A 21,814-nucleotide genomic window follows, 5' to 3' on the forward strand; every position below is an offset into this window, starting at 1 on the left:
GACGCTAAATCCTGTACTTCATCCGGTCTTTCCGGGTATTGGGAGGAGCTCATTTTTCAATCTGTTTACCGGCTTTCATTTTTGCATAAATGTCCGCCCATATGAAAGCCTTCTGCACTGCCCTGCTCCTGTTATATGCCTTTATTTCAGCAGCCCAAACCCGGGTTTCCGGCAAGGTTACCGATCCCAAAGGCAGACCGGTTCCGGGGGCTAACATATTCTTCAAAGGCTCCTACGATGGAACTTCGTCAGACGAAGACGGAAGCTTTACATTGGTAACCGACCTGGCCGGTGCACAGCTTCTTACCGTGCAGGCACTGGGGTTTGAAGTGCGGGAAACCCGTGTGATGTGTGGCGGACAACCTGTGGTACTCACATTCATCCTCACCGAAAGTATCAGCATGCTCCATGCGGTGACCATTACCGCAGGCGCCATGGAGGCCAGCGATGAGAAAAAATCGGTGGTACTGAAACCCCTGGACATCGTGACCACCTCCGGAGCCATCGGCGATATTACGGCTGCGCTGCTCACCCTGCCCGGTACTTCCACCGTAGGAAATGACGGGCGGCTGTTTGTGCGCGGGGGTGATGCCTCTGAAACGGCCATTTACATCGACGGCCTGCTGGCCGGCAATGCATTTGGCAGCACGATCGCCAATGTACCAACCCGCACAAGATTCAGCCCCAATCTGTTCAAAGGATCGTATTTCAGTACAGGAGGATATTCAGCGGAATACGGCCAGGCATTGTCCTCGGCCCTGGCACTCAGCACCATCGACCTGCCCCTGCGCAACCAGGGCGACCTGAGCATCATGTCGGTAGGCGGCGGCTACACGCATACCCTCACCGGAGCCAGACGGGCACTTACGGCCTCGGCCAACTACTATAACCTGGCCCCTTACCAGTCGGTGGTCAGGCAGCATTTTGATTGGGAACAAAGCCCGGTAAATTGGGATTCGGAAATTTCATTCAGACAAAAGTGGGGCAACGCGTCCCGCAGCAGGGCTGGTATTCTGAAAGTCTATTACCACACGGAAGGAAACCGGATGACCATCTGGCAGAAGATACCGGGTGAGGAGGGGCGCGGCGATCGTACGGGCATGCACAATCGGTACAATTACGGGAATGTCTCATTTCGGCAAACCGCCGGCCGTGGCTGGACGCTTTATGGAGGAGGCGCATTTTCGCGCAACCACGATGCCTATGCATTGAATGACCTGAAAGTGCGGCAGGTAAACCAGCTCGGCCATGCCAAACTGGTCACTATCAAAGATTTTTCACCCAGGCTCTCCATCAAAAATGGCCTGGAAGGATTCATCCGGGCATATTCTGAAAGATTGGTAAACGAGCAGCGGCAGCGGGCCTATACGGATCGGCAGGTGCATCATTTTACTGAGGCTACCTACTATTTCAGCAACCATCTGGTGATAGCCGGAGGACTCAGGGGCGGGTACAGCTCCCTGGCACGCCAGTACTGGCTTACTCCCCGCCTGTCGCTGGCGTACAGCCTGCACGAGGCCGGACAGCTTTCCCTGGCAGCGGGTGCGTTCCGCCAGCTCCCGGAAGAAAAACTGCGCATAGCAGCCACAAACCTCGGAAACACCGCCGCCCGGCATTATATCCTCAATTACTTCCTGATCAAAAACAGCCGGACATTCCGGGCCGAGGCATTTTACAAAATTTACGACAAGCTGGTGACCTTTGAAGGGACCTCCGCAGCTCCGCAAAACCTCCGGCTCAGCGGTTTTGGCTATGCACGGGGTGCCGACTTCTTTTTTCGTGATAAAAAAACATGGAAGAACACCGATTACTGGGTCACATACAGCTACATCGACAGTAAACGCAGGTTTGCGTCCTACCAGTCGCCTGTCCGTCCGTCGTTTGCGCCGCGGCACAATGGTTCGGTGGTGGTCAAGCGCTTTGTACCGCGCCTGAAATCACAGCTTGGTGCGTCGTGGTCGTGGAACAGCGGCTACCCCTATTCCAATCCAAATCTTGCGGGTGAAATGCAGCAGACAACCAAAGCATACAGCGACCTGAGTCTGAGCTGGAGTTATCTGCCGCGTCCCAACGTCATCGTGCACCTGGCCTGCTCCAACGTCCTCGGCCGCACCAATATTTTCGGGTACCGGTATGCGGCCGCACCCGATACGGACGGGACATACGCCAGCCTGCCGGTGGGCCAGGGAGCGAGCCGGTTTGCATTTGCGGCCATTTTCATCACGTTTTCAAAAGACAAAAATGCCAATCAGCTGAACAACCTGTAATTCACCATTTAAATAAATATCCATGAAAAACCTGACTGTACTTTGCTGTTTGTTCCTGCTGATGCATGCTGGCGTTTATGCGCAGGACTCCCCCTACCAGGCTGCAATGAAAAAAGAAATTGCAACCCTGACCACTGCCGATTCGCTGCCGCAACTCCGCCAGTCTGTCAATGCATTTGCGCGCATTGCAGCCCTCAATCCCGGTGAGTGGCAGCCGCTGTACTACGGAGCGCTGGCCTGCACCTACCAGGGGCTGGCCGCATCATTGAGCCTGGACAAAAAAGATGCATGGCTGGCACAAGCCTGGGATCTTGTAAATAAAGCAGCTGCGATTTCGCCGGATAATTCTGAAATTGTGGCCATGCAGGGCTTTGTTACGATGGCAAAGCTGAGCGCCGACCCCGGCAGCCGCGGGCAGAGCCTTTCGCCGGTAGCATTACAGTTCTTTGGGCGCGCGATTGCGCTCGACGAAAACAATCCGCGCGCACTGGCACTGATGGCGCAAATGGAATGGGGTATAGCGCAGTTTTTCGGCTCGTCCACGGAAAAGGCCTGTGTGCTCGCCAGCCGGAGCAGGGCATTGTTCGCAGCCCAAGACAACGAAGCCCTGAAAGCAGCATTAAAGCCTGCCTGGGGCTCCCATCTTGCCGAAAAAGTGATGCAGCATTGCAAGTAATTTATTACAAAAAACATGAAGGTATCCTCTAAAGGCTCGCGCAAGTTCTGGAATTTTTCACCTGGTTTTCTGGGGATCAATGCGCTGGTTGCAGCGGGTATTACCATTGTTTCGGAGCCTTCATGCCTGAGCAGCCTGAGCGGAATGGCTGCCGTAGCCGACGACTTTTCCATTTCTTTCCTGCTTTCAGTAGCACTGAGCTACGGCGGTTTCCTGTCGGAAAGTTATTTTGATGAACGTATTTCATGGATACAGTATCCGGTAAGAAGACTCGTCACGACCTGCCTGGTGTACTTCGTTTATGTTTTCTGCACCAGTTTTATAATCATCTTTCTTTACTCACTCCTTATCAAGGAGCGGTTCACGCCTGGCAACATTCCCTGGAAGGATCTCGTCGCGTGGACCTGGTTTCCCATGCAGGTTGCCTTCGTATTGTCATTCATTTTCATCAGCCGTTCATTTTTAATGGAATGGAAAAAGGCCGCTATCGAAGCCGAACAACTCAAAACGGAGCAGCTGGCCCAGCAGTACCAGTCGCTCAAAGACCAGCTGAACCCGCACTTCCTTTTTAATTCGCTGAACGTGCTGAGCAATCTGGTGTACGAAAATCAGGATACGGCGGCAAGGTTCATCGGCCAGCTTTCGAGGATTTACAGGTACGTGCTCGACGTACAACAGGAAGAGCTGGTAGCGGTAAGCCGGGAAGCCGGTTTTGCGGAGAGCTATCTTTCTCTGCAGAAGATGCGGTTTGAAGATGCATTACAATACCGGATCAACGTGCCGGAAACTGCAGGGTACCTTCCCCCGCTTTCCCTGCAGCTATTGCTGGAAAATGCGATCAAACACAACATTGCGTCATCTGAACAGCCTTTGTGCATTGAAATCAGTGCGGAGGATGGCTGCCTGATGGTGCGTAACAACCTGCAGATGAAAACCAGCCAGCCAAATGAATCCGCCGGGATCGGGCTTTCTAACATCCGCAAGCGCTACGAGCTGCTGAGTGACAAAGCCATTGAAATCGGAAACAATGACGGTTATTTTACAGTCAGACTTCCGGTACTTACCCGCATTTACGACAAGAATTCCCCTGTTGCGCAGCTATGAAAATATTGTTGATTGAAGATGAAAAACCCGCTGCCCGCCGGCTTGCACAACTGATTAAGGAAAAGGAGCCTGCGGCCGAGATCCTGCCTGCGCTCGACACCATCAGCGCGGCCGCAGCCTGGTTTGCCCAAAACCTGCCCCCCGACCTCGTGTTTCTTGATATCCAGCTGGCAGATGGAATCAGCTTTGAAATTTTTGAAAAGGTGAAAGTGGATGCGCCTGTCATATTCTGCACCGCGTACGATCAGTATGCGATCAGGGCTTTTAAGCACAACAGCATCGATTACCTGCTCAAACCCGTAGACCCTGCCGAGCTCGGGCATGCCCTTGACAAGTTCAAAGCCGGCCGCAGGGAGCCTGCCCTGTCCCTTGACCAGCTCCGGGACCTGCTGTACGCGCCGGTAAAGAGCTATAAGGAACGATTTCTGGTCAAAATGGGCGAGCGTATCCTCACCATTGAAACCCGGGACATTGCATTTTTTTACAGTGAAGATAAAGTAACCCTCCTTCAGACCAGCCAGGGCCGGAAGTTCACGGTTGATTTTACCCTGGACGAAATCGAGAACATGGTCGCTCCCGAGCGGTTTTTCAGACTCAATCGTAAGTATATCAGCGCCATACAGGCAATTAAAGATGTGTTTACCTACTCCAACAGCCGGCTTAAAGTAATCTTGCACGACTGCCCCGACCAGGATATCCTGATCAGCCGCGAAAAAATGGGGAGCTTCAAAAGCTGGCTCGGCGGCTGACAGGCACAGATTTTGAAAGCGCTCTTTCCAAACGCATTACAGCACAGGATATGAGAGCGATATGGTCAGGGGCCATCGGATTTGGCCTTGTTAATATTCCCGTCAAACTTTTTAGTGCCACGCAGGCCGCGGAACTGGACCTGGACATGCTGGACAAAAAGGATCACGCCAACATCAAGTACCAGCGCGTTAACGCCAATACGGGCCGGGAGGTGGACTGGGACAATATTGTGCGCGGCTTTAAGGTAGACGATGAGTACGTGATCGTGGAAGAGAGCGACTTTGAAAAAGCCAGTCCCGAAAAAACCAAGATCATTGAGATCCAGGAATTTGTGGAAGAGCGCGACATTGATACCATTTATTACGAAACGCCCTACTACCTGCAGCCCGAAAAGTCGGGCGCCAAGCCTTACGCCCTGCTGCGGGAAGCATTGAAAAAGACAAAGAAATGCGGGCTGGGTACGTATGTGCTCCGTAACCGGGAAAGCTTGGTACTGATCAAAGCCGTGGGAGACCTGCTGATTCTCAATAAAATCCGGTTCCAGGATGAGATCCGCGATACCGACGAGCTCAATATTCCGGAGGTGACCATCAAACCCGCTGAAATGGACATGGCAGTGCAGCTGATCAAGCAGTTGACTACGGATTTCGACATTTCAAACTATAAGGATACCTACAATGAAAACCTGCTTAAACTGATCATGGCGAAGGCAAAAGGCAAGAAGCCGGTCGGTCCGAAAATGAAGGTGGTGCATTCAAAAAGCCGCGATCTGATGGCCCAGCTCAAAGAGAGCCTGGCTGCGCCCAAACGCAAGGCATCCTAGGATCAACCATTTTCTGAAATACCATGAAAAAGGAAGCGGAACTTACCCACCTGGACAAGGTTTACTGGCCGGAAGAGCAAATCACGAAAGGTGAGCTACTGGAATATTACGCCAATATCGCGCCCTACATCCTGCCCTACCTCAAAAACCGTCCGCTCTCCATGCGTCGCAACCCCAATGGTATTACGGAGCCCAGCTTTTTTCAGAAAGATGTGGGCGATTCAGCACCCGACTGGGTGAAGACATTTGCCATTGAGGCCGAATCAACGGGTAAAATGGTGCATTATATGGTTTGCAATGACGTACAAACGCTCCTGTATGCCGCGAACCTGGGCTGCATAGAAATGAACCCGTGGAACTCCACAATCAGCAAGCTGGACTATCCCGACTACATTGTTATGGATATAGACCCGTCGGATAAAAACACCTTTGATGATGTGGTTGACGTGGCTTTGGTGATCAAAGAAATCATGGATCAGACTGGCATAGAGGGTTTTTGTAAAACATCCGGGTCCAGCGGCTTGCATGTGTACATTCCTTTTCATAAAAAATACACCTTTGATGAAAGCCGTGACTTTGCAGAAATCCTGGCCCGGATGGTTACTGAAAGGCTCCCCAAACTGACGACACTGGAGCGGTCACTTTCCAAAAGAAAGAAGAACCAGATTTACGTCGATTTCCTGCAAAACCGCATTGCCCAGACGCTTGCCTGCGCCTATAGTGCCCGGCCCAAACCCGGTGCGACGGTATCCGCTCCGCTGGAATGGAAAGAAGTAAAACATGGCCTGAGACCCACCGACTTTACCATCAAAAACATGGCGGACCGGGTGAAGCAAAAAGGGGATCTTTTTAAAGGTGTGCTGGGCAAAGGCATGGATATGCAAAAGGTCCTGGCCAAACTCGAATCACTCAGTGAAGGGTAACATGCAGGGTTATTAGGAGAAGTTTGGAAGTAGTATTTACTTTAATACTTCAACTTTAATCCTTTCCTATGCAGCTTTCAATACTTTTGAAAAAATGCCGCCCCTATGCACTGGCATTGTCCCTGACCCCGTTTCTGCTCACAACTGCCTGCCAATCCGAAAAGAAAGAACAAGCCGAGACTACCGATAGTACCCGCAAGCCGGTGGTGATCGGGTATGTAGGAGGTTTTCACGGTTTGCTGAAAACCGAAAACATCCAGGCCAACAAGCTCACACACATCAATTATGCTTTTGTTGATGTGAAGGAAGGCAAGGCTTTCCTCTCCAATGAAAAGACAGATTCTACCAACTTCAGAAAGCTGAACCTGCTGAAACAAACCAATCCTGAGCTTAAAATCCTGATTTCCATCGGCGGCTGGGCGTGGAGCGAAAACTTTTCCGATGCCGTACTGACCGACTCGTCGCGGAAGAAATTTGCGGAAAGCTCCGTCGCAATCATCCGGAAGTACAAGCTGGACGGTGTGGATATTGATTGGGAGTATCCCGGCATGCCCGGCGAAGAAGGCAACGTATACCGTCCCGAGGACAAGCAGAACTTCACACTGATGTTTGAGGCAATCCGTAAGGAGCTCGACGTATTTGAAAAAGAAAGCGGGCAGAAGAAGCTGCTTACTACCGCAGTAGCCGGCTTTATCCCATTCCTGAACGTAACCGAAATGGGCAAGGCTCAGGAGTATCTTGACTATGTGAACCTGATGACCTACGACCTTTTCCAGGGTGACACCGTGGTGCACCATGCTCCCTTGTACAAAAGCAAGTTATACAATGCCGCACATGGAGGCGACAATACCGTGAAGGCATTTGAAGCTGCGGGTGTACCTGCGGAAAAGCTGGTGATGGGACTTCCTTTTTACGGACGGATGTTTAAAGTAGCGAAACTGGAAAAGGGACTGGGACAAAAACAGGTTTCCCAGCGCTACGTGGACGGCTATACTTTTATCAAGGACAGCCTTGTAAACAAGCAGGGTTTCAAGGAGTTCAGGGACGATGTGGCAAAGGTGCCTTACCTTGTCAATGAAAAAACCGGCGAGATCCTGAGCTACGAGGACGAGACTTCCGTGAAAGAAAAGTGCCGCTACGTGCTGGATCACAAGCTGGGCGGCGTCATGTTCTGGGAGTATGACTCTGACTCCAAAAATTACCTGCTCAATGCCATCGACGAATCCATTAAAACAAAGTAAGGGTATCCACCTTATGGTAGCCGGCCGGTAAAGCGCCTGTCCTGAACAGATTCACGTGCTCGTGTGCACGGCGGGTAGGTTCGGGCAGGCGATACTTGCCGACGCTCTGCATGGCAATATTCAGGCTGTCTTCCAGGCTCATACCATGCCCGGGCGAAATAAAAACAGGCTTGACCCGCTCCTTCGTGCGCAGGGCAAATCCAATGGTATCTCCTTTGTCGATCACTTCTGAGAACTGTCCCCTGCCCTCGCCCGGCTCATCAAACTTACCTGCGAGTTTCTTTTTGGCACAACCCATGGTAATGCAATCCGCCAGCACCCCAAAGTGCGATGCGATGCCCATGCGCCGCGCATGCAAAATCCCGTTTCCGTCAAACATGATGACGTCAGGCTTTTCGGGCAGCTGCTCCCAGGCTTCCATAATGGTGGGCACCTCCCTGAAAGCCAGGTAGCCCGGCACATACGGAAACCGCGCCGTACCCTGTACCAGCGAGTACGAAAGCACCCGCATTTCGGGAAAGCTGAGTACGACAATGCCGGCAAAAACCGTCTGACTGTAAAGTGAAAGCGAAATATCCGCTCCGGCAATCGTCCGGATGCCGCTGCGCATGGGATTCAGGTCTATGCGTCCGCGCAGGCTTTCCTGAACGCGGGTGGCCTCGGGTATGCTCAGGCTGTCGTATGCCGAGGAAGGTATATTCGGATTTTCAGAAGGTGTTACTGGCACGATATTTCTCTGGACAGGTTAGTAATTTTAAATATTTACTTAAAAAAACCAAACCATCCGCATGGACCGCGCTACCTTCAAGAGCAAGTGGGCTAACTGGAAATTCATTGCGTTCGTCGTAATCCTGATTGCCATTTTTATCAAATTCTTTGTGATCGACGAGCCCAATGAAAATACCCCGGCCGTGGTGGTACTCGACCTGGAACAGGTAGCGTTCCGGAATGAAAAAGAAGTAGAAGCCGTACTCGGCGAAGGTAAGCTGGAAAGTTATTTCAGGGACGAAAAAACCAAATGCGAAAAGTGTCCTCGGGTGCTTTACCGTGAGGGAAAAGTAGATATTATTTATATCAATGAAATCGCCGACCGCATTATCGTTCGCGGTACCGAAGAGCTGGACTTTAATAATAAATCAATCCTGGGCGCACTCAACCTGAAAGAAGACATCGAACCTGCCTTCGAGGAAGATAATCTGAAAAGATGGGACAACTATCAAAAATACACGCAGATCTCTGCATTTGAGAAAAAAGGCAAGATCGACTACATCCTGGTCAAGGCGAAGGAAGAATGATCAGCTGCGTGCCCTGCGCCCTAGGCGGCTCAGCGTAAAATACCCCAGCATACCTGACAGTACCGATCCCGTAAGAATGGCGAACTTGGCTTCTGCCAGGATCAGGTACTGCCCCGAAAATGACAGCAATGCAATAAAGACGGACATTGTAAATCCGATGCCGCCAAGCATTCCTGCTCCCAGAATGTGCTTCCAGGAAGCACCTGCCGGTTGTGCACTAATGCCCAGCTTTACCGACAGCCACGAAAAAAGGGTGATACCCAATGGTTTTCCAACAATCAATCCCAGCATAATGCCCAGCCCAAGCATGGTGGTAAGTCCCTGAGCCATCCCAGGTTCCAAATGGATATTGGTATTCGCCAGTGCAAATACCGGCATGATCAGGAAATTGACGGGGTTGACAAGTATATGTTCCAGCTTTTCGAGGGGCGACTCTTCCGGGCCCGGCGTAGTGGGTATGGCCATGGCGGTGAGCACGCCGGCAATGGTCGCATGCACACCCGAATGATGAATGAAATACCAGATCAGCATACCGGGAAGAAGGTACGCGGCGAGATGTTTCACACCTAACTTGTTCATCACCAGGAGAAATACAAAAATCAGCCCGGCATAAAGCAGGTACTGGTAATGCAGGTCGGACGAGTAAAACAATGCAATCACCAGGATCGCCATCAGATCGTCTACAATGGCCAGGGCGGACAGGAAAATCTTCAGCGAAGACGGAGCCCGGCGACCCAGCATGGTGATCACCGCAATCGCAAATGCAATGTCCGTCGCCATCGGGATTCCCCAGCCGCCAGCAGTCGGCGTATTTTTGTTCAGTAAAAAGTAAATGCCGGCAGGAGCCAGCACGCCCCCCAATGCTGCAAACACGGGCATAGCCGCTTTTTTGAAAGAAGACAGCTCCCCTTCCACCAGCTCACGCTTGATTTCAAGCCCGACCATCAGGAAAAAAATGGCCATCAGGCCATCGTTGATCCATAATAGCAAAGGATAGCGCAGGTGAATCGTGTCGGAATGGTAACCGAGTTCCTGTGAAAGAAAGCTTTCAAAGGCTGGTCCGGCAGCGGTATTGGCAATGACCATTGAAATAACAACGCAGGCGATCAGGATCAGCCCTCCGATGGAGCCGGAACGTAAGAAGTCCCGGAAAGCTTTGACATTAATGAGCTGGGGCATGGGGTAAAAGTAAGAAAAAACCCGCCCGCGGGATCAAAGTGCAGTAAATACAGGTGTATTTTTCTCCACCATGCTGCGCCTGCGCTGACGCTCAAAATAAATGTTGCTGATGGCCAGCAGCAGCACACCACACCCAAACTGGATGTAGGCAAACTCCATCAGTACCGTGGACCAGCTAATGGTTTTCATAAAAAATTCTTTGTACAAAAGCAGCCCTACGCTGCCCAGATAGCCTATACTCTCACAGGTATATACAAAGTAACCTGCATTGGCCCTGATCCTGAACAATGCAATCATCCTTTCAAAAACGACCGATTGCAGCACGGTATAAGCCAGGAACATCCCCATACCAACCAGTAACATCCAATAAAAACCGCTGATGAGGCCGTGGGCATACAGGAAGGTGCCGAAACCGGTCATGCACATGCCCGAAAGAAGAATCAGGTTGGTAAGCCGGAAGCCCGTCAGGTTATCGCGTACCAGCGCCAGGGCGCCCACCACAATAAGAACAATGATGCCTGTGATCATTTCAGTAGTGGAAAGTACACTGCTCGACCAGTTTGCGTCGATCTCGTTCCATATCTCGATCGTAAAATTATCACGGAAGTCACGCACAACCACCAGGCTGGCGTAGCAGGCAACAAGACAAATAACCGGCAGCCCGTACTCCCGCATGACATGCCGCTTGTCGACCCGGGTCATGGGCTGGCGCTCAGTACGCAGGCGGATATCCTCGCTGGTTGGATCGGGCAGGACAGAAAGCATCCACACGAATACCAGGAAGAGCGGCAGAAAAAGCAGTCCCATCAATGCCGGCATCCAGAATTCCGATACAAACGGCAACAGCTGATGCAGCTCAATGTAGGTGGTTTTGAGTATCCCGGAAGCTACTACTACACTGATGTTGAGCCCCATCGCGAGCATTTCGGTAAAGCGGCGGCCTTCGAGAAAGCTGAACACCACGCCGTATACCATGCCCAGCGGCAGCCCATTGATAAAAAGAAAAATGAAGTTGTATGGAAAAGGCACAATACCGAACAGCAGCAGGGCAACTTCCGCAATAAAAATAAGACTGATAATAAAGGGGATGCGCATCCGGTGCTGCAGTTCGGAGATGATTTTAATACCGGCAAACTTCGACAGGGTGTATCCTGCCACCTGCGAAATGATCAGCACGGCTTTGTAGCTGACGTCCCCTAATTCGAGCCCCTGATACAAGCCCGCACTAAAAGGCTTGCGGAATGCATACATGCAGAAATAACAGCCGAAGGAAGCTGCTACCGCCCACACGATAAACAAGACCTGATTGCGTTCCAACAGCTGCCTAGCTCGCATTGTGACGGTTTTTAGAATTGATCAGGAGACAGTTTCCAATGCATTTGCGAGAATATGAATGGCTTTCTGCAGCTCCTCCCGCGATATGGTGAGCGGAGGGGAAAGCTGCACTACATTGCCCTGTGACACCTTGAAGCTCAGCCCGTTTTTGAGACATTCGTACATAACTGCCTCAGCTTCGCGCACGGCTTTTTCCCGGGTCTTGCGACTTTTTACAAGCTCAATTCCCCAAAGTAAGCCTACGCCGCGCACATCACCGATTAAGGGAAAGTTATCTTTCAGCCTGCCCAGCTCCTGTTCCATGAAAAGAGCGTCGTCGGCTACTTTTGCAAGGATATGATTTTGTTCCAGAAATTCGAGCATGGCCAGTGCAGCCACGCTTCCCAGCGGGCTTTTCTCGTGCGTAAAATGTCCGAGCGATACGTCTTTGGCCACATTATAGCTTTCCCGCGCCACAATAGCTGCGATAGGCATTACGCCGCCGCCCAGCCCTTTTCCCAGACAAATAATGTCCGGCTCAATGCCGTAATGCTCAAAGGCGAACATTTTGCCCGTACGGCCGAAGGCAATGGGTATTTCGTCTAGAATGAGCAGCACACGATGTTTGGTACAGATGGCCCGTACCCGGTCCCAGTAGGCTTGGGACGGAATCTGCACATCGGTATTACGAATGGTTTCAATGATAAATGCGCCGATATCTCCCTCTTTTTCAATGACATATTCCAGGTAATCGGCATAAGCCAGGTCACCGTTTCCGGCAGCTGCAAACGGGCCACGGTAGGTCATCGGCGGCGGGATACGCTCCACACCGGGCATCAACGGCCCCATATCCTTCCGGAAGTCCAGCTCACCACCCGCAGAAATCGCATCCAGCGAAGCCCCGTGAAAGGAATCCCACAAGGAGATCACCTTGTGCTTGCCGGTAACAATGCGGGCAAGCTTCAGTGCCATGCTGATCGCGGAGGTACCGCCCGGCGCAAAAAGTACACGCTGCAGGTCGGACGGCATCAGGTCGCCCAGCTTTTTAGCAAGTTCAATCGCGGGCAGATTGGTATAGCGGCGGGGAGAAAAAGGCAGGATATCGAGCTGCTCTTTTACTTTTTGCAAAACATAAGGGTTGCGGTATCCTACCTGATGGACATTGTTGCCGTGAAAATCCATGTACTTCCTTCCCTGCATGTCGGTCAGGTAAATACCTTCACTTTCCACAAGCACGTCGAGGCAGGGTGTCGACAGTGCCTGGTGCAGGAAGCAGGAAGCGTCAGCTTCCAGGTAAGTGGCGGTATCCTCGTCGCTCATCACAGCGTACCATTCCTGGCGTGCGGCCGAGAGGTTAATGTCGCCTTCCGTCCGGTTGTGGGTATCTGTCATTGTTTTAAAAATAGTTTATCAGCCGGAATCAGCTGCTTGGGCGTACCGGGACCTTTATAGAACGTTTCCAGCCAGAATCCTCCCCCATTGTTATAATACTCCACCCGGATCGCATGCCGGCCTTCGGTCAGGCTCACGGAGCCGGTGGCTTCGGTAACCCCGTGGTTGCCGTCGTTATCCACCACCTCCCTGCCGTCCACAAGCAGCCTGCTGCCATCATCCGACTGGGTTGCAAAGGTGTAGCTGCCCGCCTTGTCGATCTGGATAAATGCATCATAAGTTAATGCAAAACTTGCATTGCCGCCTTTCAGCAAGCCATTTATATGTTGCAGATCGGTTACAAACTCAGGACTTGTCCACGATACGCCTTTTTTCATCCTGGTAAAATCAGGAAGCTTGCTCAGGTTATCGCCCGCATAGAAGGTACCAGTAACACCATTGCCCGCACCCGACTTTACCACTCTGAAATAAGCCGGCATCACCTGACTGTAGTTACCCTCTTTATCAAATGCACGTGCCTTGACAATGGTCGTTTTGTCCAGGGTGAAAGGTTTGGAATAAACCGGCGAAGTACTGTCGGGCTCGGTACCGTCCGTAGTGTAGCGTACGATGGCACCGGGAATTTTGGATGCCATGGTTACCGTCGCTTGCTTGTCTACATACAAGCCGCCCGCCTGCTGATACAGTTTTCTGTCGGGATAAATGGTGGGAGCTGCGATCGTTTTTACACCCAGCCAGAGATTGTCGGGCTCGTTAAATCCTTCAAATGCTGCTTTGACCGGTCGCCCGATCCAGGCATACGGCTGCTGCAGACCCAATGCAAATGCGATGGTGGCAGCGAGGTCGTAGGTATAAACCTGCTGCTGCACCTCATACTTTTTTCTTATGTTTTTCCCGTAAAATATACCCGCTATCTCGGCTTCCTGGGGTGTAGCGCCGCCGTGCCCATAGCCGATACCGCCATGGTCGGCCCAGATGATTACCAGCGTATTATCCTGCATGCCTGCCTCCCGGATGGCCTGAAGTACCTGGCCTACCAATGAGTCGGTTTTGGCAACAGCCTGGTAATAGGCAGGAGAACCATGGCCGTCGTGGTGGCCGGCATGATCTACATGGTCGAGATGTAAAAAGCCGAGCACCGGCTTTTTGGCTTTGATATAGCGGACAAAGTCTGCCGCGGTCGAATCCTCGGTTTCAAAATGTTTATCATAATTCACAGCATTTTTCTGAAAAAGCCGTCCGAACCCGCCCCAATGGTACACTGTACCAATCTCAGCATCAGGCCGCTGCTTGTGGAGGATGCTGAAAATAGTGGGAAAACGACCGTCGGATTCCTGTACAATGGGTGGAAGCGTGTGATCGTCCATTTCCCAGTCATTGCTGGTAATCCCGTGCTGCTCCGGTCCTGCGCCCATGATCATGGAGGCCCAGTTCTGGCTGCTGCTGGACGTAAGTACCGTGCGCACGTTCCATTTGACGCTGCCGCCGGCAATCATACTGTCGAGCATGGGTGTAGGGGCTTTTTTGATACCGTCGGGACTTAGTCCGTCTACTCCGATAACAATTACGTGATCAATGCCTGAGGGCTTTTCTGTTTCGTTTCGGGAACATGCCGTCATCAGCAAAACAGCTGACGACAGCATGCCCAGAAGGGTTATTCGAGTCATGAATGCAAATAAGATTAAGGTTTGTCCCACCAAACGCGGGTTTTGAGATCGTCGGCGCCGAGCCAGGTAACTGCTTCGCTGTAATGTCCTTCATTGATCCGGATCTCGTCGGCCGGGTACAGCACGCGCCGGGGCACATAGCCCGGCCCGATGGGCCCCACAGGAATGTTGGGAATGCCGGTACGTCTCCACTCCGACCAGGCTTCGTATCCTACAAGGTACAGCGAAACCCATTTCTGCAAGCCTATCTTTTCAAGCTTTTGCGCCTGGGTACCGGTATAGGCAATGGCAGGCTGCGCAAAATAAGCATCGTTAACAGACACACTGGCAGGCGTCAGCCGCAGGTAGGAAGCTGCATAGTTGGCAGGAATACGGGTACTGTAATACGCAAACTGATCTTTGACCGCATTTTTGTAATAGGTTTCCGCCGCTGCCGAGCCTCCGCTGATGTAGCCCTTCTCCGCTGCCTCTGCAAGGATAAACTGCACCTCTGAATAGCTGATGATGATGGCCTGCCCTGCGATGGGAGAAGCCAGGTCGGGCGAGTACTGGATAGACATCCACAGCATTCCCGAAGGCGAAGTGGCATTGTTATCAGGAAAAGAACCGATTCCATTGAGATCGCCCGTGTACTTAAAATTTTTGGGATCAGGACGGTTACCGGCAGCATCAATGGCACTGCTCGTAGGTGTGGGCAATGCATATACGTATAAGCGCGTATCGTTCCAGCTTTTCAGGTAATCGATCAGCTGTTTGGTAACCTTGGTGTTGGTACCTCCGTTTCCGGAACGGTAAAAAGGCGATTCATTGGAGGTCCGGTCGGTGAGGTACTGCAGTGCAGCCTGGTCCTGGTAAGAAGTAAACAGCGGATATTTGGCAGGATTCTCTACAATTGCCTTCATGGCAGCCGATGGATCAACCTGCTTGGACTGGCGCAGCAGCAGGCGCAGGTGCAATGCATTGGCAAACTTCTTCCACCGGGTCAGATCCCCATTGAAAAGAATGTCACCAGTAACAGGCTCATTACCGCTGCCCAGCAAATTATTGGCCTCTTCAAGATCTGCCAGGAGGCCGGCATATACATCTTCCTGCTTCTCAAACTTTGGCGAGCTGATGCCCGTGAGCTTGGCGCTGGCAGCTTCACGGAACGGGATCGGGCCGTAAAGGTCGGTAAGGCATTGGAACATCCAGGAGCGGAGCACGAGGGCGATCCCTTTGTAATTGGGCTGGTTCTGCGCCTCGGCAATGCTGATGACCTCGTTCAGGTCGCGGATGTAGTCGTAGAAATTCCAGAAAAAATAGCTTCCTGCATCCGAGCGCGCCCAGTTGCTGAAATTACTCGCATAGTCCGAAGCCAGCAGGTTGGCCGCAATGCTTCCGCGGTTGTAAGAATTGTCAAAGTGGCTGTTTACCGACGAACGGATCACATTGGGCAGCAGCAGCCCGGCATTATTTACCTTATCGGGAGAATTGGGATTGGTATTGATTTCTTCAAAATCATGGGTGCAACCCACTCCCAGCAGCAAAATGAACAGGAATATATAGTTCAGCTTTTTCATGATCGTTCAGGTTAAAAATTCAGGTTGAGGCTTACTCCCATTTCCCGGGTCGACGGTGTACTCATGTTTTCAAAGCCGGGGATCAGGCCGCCTCCTGATGTTGCGGTAGCGACCTCAGGATCAAAATGCCTGTTGCTTTTAGGCGTAAAAAGGAACAGGTTCCGGCCGGTTACAGCAATGCGTGCATTTTTGATGTATTTACCCGTAACCCAGCTGGAAGGCAGGCTGTAACCCAGCGACAGCTCCCGCAGCTTGAAGTAGGTAGAGCTGAAAATCTGTGCTTCGGAAATGTGATCGAGTGGTTTTTTGATAAAATAACGCGCATTGGTACCGTACACTCCCTGGCTGTAAGTCCCGTCGGTGCTGGTGTTGTTGGGCTGGTAGCTGCCGTCTTCCATCTGGGCCGCTCCCGGTATGTAGTACGGATCCTTGTACTCGCTGCCGGGTGTCCTTGCCGAGCGCCCCAAAGCGCTTTCTTCCAGCTGCCCGGCGCCTGCGGCTTTGTTGAAAAACCTCGAAATAAACTCCCCGCCAAACTGCCCGCCGAAAGCAAAGTTGAGACTGACGTTCTTGTAGGTAAGCTGATTGTAAATACCTGCGATCCAGTCAGGATTGTAATTGCCGAGGTGAATATCCTCGCTGGTCGGCCGCGGATAGGCATCATTGAAAATAATCACCTGACCTTTCATTGCGCCATCAGCCACGCGCTGGTAGCCGGGCCCCCAGATCGCACCCATTTTTTCGCCTACCCTGGCCTGGACGGATGCATCTTCACCCGGCGCTGCCTGCACAATTTTGTCTACTTCACTGGTCAGGGACACCACTTTGCCCGTATTATGCGACCAGTTGACATTGAAATTCCATTTGAAACTGGCCGTACTTACCGGCGTCGCATTGATCATGACCTCAACCCCTGTGTTGCGGATTTGCCCGGCATTGATCTGCTTCGAGGTGGCACCGGAGCTCTGTACGAGCGGGAGGCTGATGATCTGGTTTTTGGAACGTATATCGTAGTAAGTTACGTCCAGTCCCAGTCTGTTGTTCAGGAAACCCAGTGCAGCCCCGAACTCGTAGGTAGAGGTGATTTCAGGTTTCAGATTCGGGTTCAGGAGCGAACCCGGGCCTACCAGCGCGTAATAATTGTTCCACGGACTGGCATTGCCATAGGTATTGTAAATCGAGTACGGACCGGTATCATTACCCACCTGTGCCCAGCTTCCCCTCAGCTGAGCCTGGCTGAATGCCTTGGGCAGGCTGAGGATGCTTTTGATGTTGGCATTGGCGCCAACCGAAGGATAAAAGTAGGAGTTGTTGCTTTTTGGCAAAGTACTTGACCAGTCATTCCGCGCATTGATATCGAGGTAAAAAAGGTCTTTGTAGTTGAAGTTAGCCACACCGTACAAGCTGTTGATCCGCTTTTTGTAACTGCCCGAGGAGCCGGTGAGCGGGCTGGCGGTATTCTGAATGGTGTAAATACCCGGGATGAGCAGCTGCGGTGCTGTGGTGGTTTCGCTATGGCCCGAGTTGTCGAACCGGTTGCCGCCCGCAGACAGGGTATAACCAAAGTCCCCGCCACCGAATGCATTGGTGTAAGTCAGCAGGAAGTCGGTGTTACGTTCTTCGTTTTTAATAGAAGTGGTTGAAAAGCTGCCGCTTTCCACATCTACCGTACTGACTGCCCAGCGCATTGGCCTGAAATCATTGTACAGATCGGCCGCTGAGCGGAGTTTTAGTTTTAGATGATCATTGAAAGCATATTCGAGCGCTATATTTCCGTAAACGCGATCCTTGTTCTGCCCCTTGGTATCTTCATACTGCAGAAAAAACGGGTTGTTGTGGTTTTCGCCGTAGTTGTACTGGAACTGCCGCACACCTTCCAGCCCCGGCTGCCAGTAGTTTCTAAGACTGTTGATATTAACATTCCGGCCCATCCAGGTGAAAAAGTACATGAAGGTATTGCGGCCATAACCATTATCAGGACGGTTGGTGCTGCTTTGTTTAACGTAATTGATATTGATGGATGAGGTCAGCCTCTTGGTCAGGTGGTAGCTGCTGTTGAGGTTTACCTGGTAGCGGTTCAGGTTGTTGTTGGGGATCACGCCTTTTTCATTCAGTGACGTGAGCGAGAGGCGATAGTCGCCATTTTCATTGCCGCCGGAGAAAGCCAGGTTGTTATAGTATTTGCTTCCCTGTGTAAAAAAGTCCTTGATGTTGTCGGGCTGTGAAATCCAGGGGGTTTTGATGATGTCGCCCCGGTTGCGGATCGCTACGTCGCCGCCTCGGAAACCATTGGTGGTAGGAGAATCAAATTGTGCCTTGGTAGTACCAATGTTCATTCTTGGTCCCCAGCTTTCATCGTAATCGTCATTGTCTCCGTTTGGATATCCCGACCAGCTCGCCCCGAAGTTGGAGCCTTCATAGTTACCATTGTTCCCCTGGCCAAAATCATTCTGAAATTTAGGAAGACGCCCTACTTGTTCCACAAACAGGTACGAGTTGAAGCTCACGCCCAGCCCTTTGCGGTTGCTGCCTTTTTTGGTGGTGATCACAATAGCACCCCGCGCAGCCCGCGAGCCGTACAAGGCCGCCGCAGCCGGACCTTTCAGCACATTGATCGATTCAATATCAGCCGGGTTAATCTCGGAGGCACTGTTACCATAATCAGCACTGCCTGAGTTATTTGTGCCATCATTCCCGATCGGCACCCCATCGATCACGAAGAGCGGCTGGTTGCTCATGATCGAGAGCGACGACTCGCCCCTGATCGTGATCCGTGACGAGGAGCCCACACCGCCCGCGCTGCTGATGTTCACGCCCGCCACCTTGCCGGACAGGTTGTTGACAAAGTTGGTGGCCGGCGATTCATTGATGATTTCGCCGGTAACCTGCTGGGTCGCATAACCCAATGATTTTTTCTCGCGGGTGATCCCCAATGCGGTCACTACCACCTCGTCGAGTACATTGGTATCCTCTTCCAGGATAATTGCGATGGTGGTTTGGGTACCCACCGTATACTGCTGCGTTTTATAACCGATAAATGAAAAAACCAGCACGTCGGACGCACTTTCAGCCGACAGGGAAAACTCTCCGTTTGCATTCGTGGTTGTTCCCTTCTGCGTGTTCCGGAGCACCACGTTCACGCCGGGCAGTGCCTGGCCGTTTTTATCAGTAACCTTCCCGCTAACATCTATTAAAGCATCGTATTTCAATAACGGTACACGCTTATACGCAGCATTTCTTTTTTCGGTTTCAGGCGCATGGACCGGCCTTGCAGCCGGGTTTTTGAACACTTTTTCTGCCGAGAGGGGTATATGGACTGTAAACAGCGCTCCGAGCGCCAGCAGCCCGCACCTCTTCATCAGCATGCGTTGGGGAGATCTGGTTAACATATAGTTTGGGTTTTTGGTGATACTGACCGAATAGCCAGACCTTTCCCGGTCCGGGCCTTACTGAATACCGGCTTCTGGCCGATGCCAAAACCGCTCAACGCCCCTTCTGTATGGAATAAAAAGTGTGTAGTACTATGCCTGGTACGTTCCGCCTATCACCTCGTCGCACAATCCGAACGAGAGGGTCATACCGTTACCGCCGAGTCCATTGATTATTGTTACGCCGCTTTCGGGCCTGATCACGATTTCGGTGGCACCATTGGTCATTTTGGGATATATGCCGTGCCAGGTCTGGAATACCCTGGGCGACCTGAACGTTGCAAACTTCGCCAGGTAGCTGAGGATCATGGTATTAATAAATTCACGGTCAAACGGGTCGAAAGTAAGGGCATATTCGTGCGAATCCCCTACTGTAATTTCGCCCAGGCCATTTTGTGAGGCCATCACGTGGATACCCCATTTCAGGTAGTCGGCGTACTCGCTTTCGTACCTTGCTTTCAGGCCCGGCAGGGATGCTGCCGCCTTAAAGCCGTGGTAATGGATCAGGGAAAGGCCGCCGCATAGCGCCGGCCCGATTTTCCAGTTTTCAGGCTGGGCTTCGAGCCGGAGCATCTGCAGCTTGCACTTTGTGATGGGCAAGGATAAAAAGATTTCAGGATAGAGCGTTTCAAAGTCCTGGCCGCTGCATACGTATATTTCGTCAGCCTGCCAGCTTTGACCACCTGAATAAATGTTTGGAAAATCAATCCGTGAGATAGCGGTATTCCATATAAAATGCACGTTCAGCTGCTCGCTGAGGTACCTGGCGGCACCGGCGATCGCCTCACGCGGATCAACGATCATTTCGTCTTCGGACAATAGGGAGCCCAGCAAGCCATGCGGATTAACAGCCGGCGAAGCGTCCAGGGTTTGCTGCGCATTGAGTACCCGTACAGGTCTGTAGCCGCTCACTCCGGCAAACTGTTCGAGCACTTCCAGCTCGTCCTGCTGGTAGGCCATATGCAGGCTGCCGCCTTCGTAGTGCCAGCAGCCTGCGCTTATGAGTACCTCTTTCCAGATACTTTTGGAACGCAGTGCACGCTCGTACAGGTTTCCTTCGGGCTGGCCGATGGGCCACACCATTCCAAAGTTCCTGATGGATGCTCCCACTGCCTTTTCAGATCTTTCGATGACGGTTACTGCATACCCTCTTACAGCCAGCGCCCGGGCTGTCGCCAGCCCCACAATACCCGCACCGATCACAATTGCAGACTTGCCCATTACTCAGTTTAATATGCAGCTTACGCGCTTTTTGGTGTTGAATACACTTCGCTTTCGATAATCGCGAGCACTTCCGAGATATTGTCCACGATGTGTGTAGGATGGTAAGGTTCCAGCTCCTCGCGGGTGAATGCTCCAGTCGTCACGCCGATCACGTATTTGCAGCCTGCATTTCTGCCTTCATTTACATCCACCTCCGTATCGCCCACCTTGGCCACGAGCTCGGGGGAAGCAACCTGAAGTTCACGCATGATCTTCTGGATCATCTCGGGATAGGGCCGGCCCTGGCTAACTTCATCACTGGCTACCAGCAGGTCTATCTTATCCTCCCAGCCCAGCCGGAACAGGATAATATCAGCGATATCACGTGAGAAACCCGTGTTCAATGCAATTTTCACATCCATTTCACGCAGCCTTGCAAAGGTTTCTTCCACATGGGGCAAAGGTGCCAGCTCATCGGTAGTCCGGTAGAAGCGGATCATCCTTTCTACGAAATCATGGTGTATCCTGCCGATCAGGTCGCCTGCGATCAGGTTTTTATCCGACTCAAAAACGTCCAGCATCATCCTGATGGCCAGCGGCTTTTCGTAGCCCATCAGGGGATTTACATCTTCCAGGGCCACGGTGTAGCCATAAGACATCATCGCCTCCTGGAAAGCGATCCCGACATAATTTTTATCCTTGACAGTGGTTCCCGCCATGTCAAATACAACCAGTTCGATCGGCATTTTTTGCTCGTGTATTAGTGAATGAATGGAATTAAAGAACAATAAGGGTTTAGGAAAAGCCAAATTGAAAAAGCCCGCGTACTGTAAAGTAAGGTTGAACTTAAAACATCAACAATACTATGTAGAAGTTGCCGGCAGCAAAGTAAAAATATCGTACTTTTATTAAATACACAAACAAAAGTTAACAAATACTTAATATTTGCCTTATTTTTCTTTAATCCGGTTCAAAGGTAAAATGAAATGTGGA

Annotated in this window: 17 protein-coding genes; 8 read left to right on the forward strand and 9 right to left on the reverse strand. The window is 51.6% G+C overall.

The window, feature by feature from the left end; all coding sequences use genetic code 11:
- Window positions 1-101 precede the first annotated feature (101 nt).
- From HWI92_RS14555 to HWI92_RS14585, 7 genes are all read left to right on the forward strand, one after another.
- A complete protein-coding gene (locus tag HWI92_RS14555; protein WP_204656413.1) occupies window positions 102-2,267 on the forward strand; it encodes a TonB-dependent receptor in 2,166 nt (721 codons plus the stop codon).
- Window positions 2,268-2,289: 22 nt separating this feature from the next.
- Window positions 2,290-2,943, forward strand: a complete 654-nt coding sequence (locus HWI92_RS14560) for a hypothetical protein (RefSeq protein WP_204656415.1) — start codon at window positions 2,290-2,292, stop codon at window positions 2,941-2,943.
- Between the two features lie 15 nt (window positions 2,944-2,958).
- A complete protein-coding gene (locus HWI92_RS14565) occupies window positions 2,959-4,047 on the forward strand; it encodes a sensor histidine kinase (protein WP_229247978.1) in 1,089 nt (362 codons plus the stop codon).
- Window positions 4,044-4,796, forward strand: coding sequence for a LytR/AlgR family response regulator transcription factor (locus HWI92_RS14570; RefSeq protein ID WP_204656417.1), 753 nt, complete (start codon window positions 4,044-4,046; stop codon window positions 4,794-4,796). Before HWI92_RS14565 ends, HWI92_RS14570 begins: the two co-directional genes overlap by 4 nt.
- A gap of 50 nt (window positions 4,797-4,846) precedes the next feature.
- Window positions 4,847-5,620: a non-homologous end joining protein Ku gene (ku, locus tag HWI92_RS14575; protein ID WP_204656431.1), complete on the forward strand. Its 774-nt coding sequence runs from the start codon at window positions 4,847-4,849 to the stop codon at window positions 5,618-5,620.
- Window positions 5,621-5,643: 23 nt separating this feature from the next.
- On the forward strand, window positions 5,644-6,543 hold the full coding sequence (gene ligD, locus HWI92_RS14580) for a non-homologous end-joining DNA ligase (RefSeq protein WP_204656433.1): 900 nt from the start codon (window positions 5,644-5,646) through the stop codon (window positions 6,541-6,543).
- Between the two features lie 68 nt (window positions 6,544-6,611).
- Window positions 6,612-7,784 carry a glycoside hydrolase family 18 protein gene (locus tag HWI92_RS14585; protein ID WP_204656435.1) on the forward strand — a complete coding sequence of 391 codons (1,173 nt, stop codon included), beginning with the start codon at window positions 6,612-6,614 and terminating at the stop codon, window positions 7,782-7,784.
- On the opposite strand, the gene nfi is transcribed toward HWI92_RS14585, so the two are convergent.
- The gene (gene nfi / locus HWI92_RS14590) at window positions 7,771-8,511 is read right to left on the reverse strand and encodes a deoxyribonuclease V (RefSeq protein WP_229247987.1); all 741 of its coding nucleotides are present in this window, start codon (window positions 8,509-8,511) and stop codon (window positions 7,771-7,773) included. The two genes, HWI92_RS14585 and nfi, sit on opposite strands and share 14 nt — an antisense overlap.
- Before the next feature lie 61 nt (window positions 8,512-8,572).
- Between nfi and HWI92_RS14595 the strand changes: the two genes are divergently transcribed.
- The gene (locus tag HWI92_RS14595) at window positions 8,573-9,079 is read left to right on the forward strand and encodes a hypothetical protein (RefSeq protein ID WP_204656437.1); all 507 of its coding nucleotides are present in this window, start codon (window positions 8,573-8,575) and stop codon (window positions 9,077-9,079) included.
- On the opposite strand, the gene nhaA is transcribed toward HWI92_RS14595, so the two are convergent.
- From nhaA to HWI92_RS14635, 8 genes are all read right to left on the reverse strand, one after another.
- Window positions 9,080-10,258 carry a Na+/H+ antiporter NhaA gene (nhaA, locus tag HWI92_RS14600; protein ID WP_204656439.1) on the reverse strand — a complete coding sequence of 393 codons (1,179 nt, stop codon included), beginning with the start codon at window positions 10,256-10,258 and terminating at the stop codon, window positions 9,080-9,082.
- Between the two features lie 33 nt (window positions 10,259-10,291).
- A complete protein-coding gene (locus HWI92_RS14605) occupies window positions 10,292-11,593 on the reverse strand; it encodes a DUF5690 family protein (protein WP_204656441.1) in 1,302 nt (433 codons plus the stop codon).
- Between the two features lie 21 nt (window positions 11,594-11,614).
- On the reverse strand, window positions 11,615-12,964 hold the full coding sequence (locus HWI92_RS14610) for an aspartate aminotransferase family protein (RefSeq protein ID WP_204656442.1): 1,350 nt from the start codon (window positions 12,962-12,964) through the stop codon (window positions 11,615-11,617).
- Window positions 12,961-14,631, reverse strand: a complete 1,671-nt coding sequence (locus HWI92_RS14615; RefSeq protein WP_204656451.1) for an alkaline phosphatase family protein — start codon at window positions 14,629-14,631, stop codon at window positions 12,961-12,963. Before HWI92_RS14615 ends, HWI92_RS14610 begins: the two co-directional genes overlap by 4 nt.
- 14 nt (window positions 14,632-14,645) lie before the next feature.
- Complete coding sequence (locus tag HWI92_RS14620) at window positions 14,646-16,190, reverse strand: SusD/RagB family nutrient-binding outer membrane lipoprotein (protein ID WP_204656453.1); 1,545 nt, start codon at window positions 16,188-16,190, stop codon at window positions 14,646-14,648.
- 11 nt (window positions 16,191-16,201) lie between these two features.
- The gene (locus tag HWI92_RS14625; RefSeq protein ID WP_204656461.1) at window positions 16,202-19,579 is read right to left on the reverse strand and encodes a SusC/RagA family TonB-linked outer membrane protein; all 3,378 of its coding nucleotides are present in this window, start codon (window positions 19,577-19,579) and stop codon (window positions 16,202-16,204) included.
- Between the two features lie 132 nt (window positions 19,580-19,711).
- Window positions 19,712-20,839, reverse strand: a complete 1,128-nt coding sequence (locus tag HWI92_RS14630; RefSeq protein ID WP_204656463.1) for a TIGR03364 family FAD-dependent oxidoreductase — start codon at window positions 20,837-20,839, stop codon at window positions 19,712-19,714.
- A 20-nt stretch (window positions 20,840-20,859) separates the two neighbouring features.
- Entirely contained in the window at window positions 20,860-21,567 is a 708-nt protein-coding gene (locus tag HWI92_RS14635) for an HAD-IA family hydrolase (protein WP_204656465.1), read from the reverse strand.
- Window positions 21,568-21,814: the final 247 nt, after the last annotated feature.

Source organism: Dyadobacter sandarakinus (genome assembly GCF_016894445.1).
In the GTDB taxonomy this organism is placed as follows: Bacteria; Bacteroidota; Bacteroidia; order Cytophagales; family Spirosomataceae; genus Dyadobacter; species Dyadobacter sandarakinus.